At 74.3% G+C, this 389-nt stretch carries 1 pseudogene; it reads right to left on the reverse strand.

What is annotated here, in order from left to right:
* Window positions 1-389, reverse strand: a pseudogene (locus tag LPA54_RS41610) (aminodeoxychorismate synthase); the annotation flags it as partial.

Here is a 389-nt window from a genome sequence, read left to right on the forward strand (position 1 = left end):
GACGTAGCCGAGGTTGAACTCGAAGGGCAGGCCGGCCACGGGAAGGCGCCGGGCCGCCAGTTCCTCCTCCAGATGGGCGAAGAGCGTCCCGGGCCTGCGGCGCAGCGGAACGCCGTGCCGGTCGGAGACGGTGACCATGCGCTCGGTCACGTCATGGCTGACGATCTCGCCGAGCGGCCCGGCGGGGGCGCCGAGGAAGCTGAACCGCGACAGGCCCTCCTCGACCCGGCTGCTGTCCAGCCAGAACCGCCCGGCGACCCCGTCGAAGAGCGCGTCGAACGCGGCGTCGGCGTCGGGCACGGCGGCCAGCTGCCGTACGTGCAGCCGCAGACCGCCCTCACCGCCGTGCTCCCGGTCCACGGGGGCGGTGTCGGGGGCGGGAGTCAGGT

Source organism: Streptomyces sp. DH12 (assembly GCF_020873895.1).
In the GTDB taxonomy this organism is placed as follows: domain Bacteria; phylum Actinomycetota; class Actinomycetes; order Streptomycetales; family Streptomycetaceae; genus Streptomyces.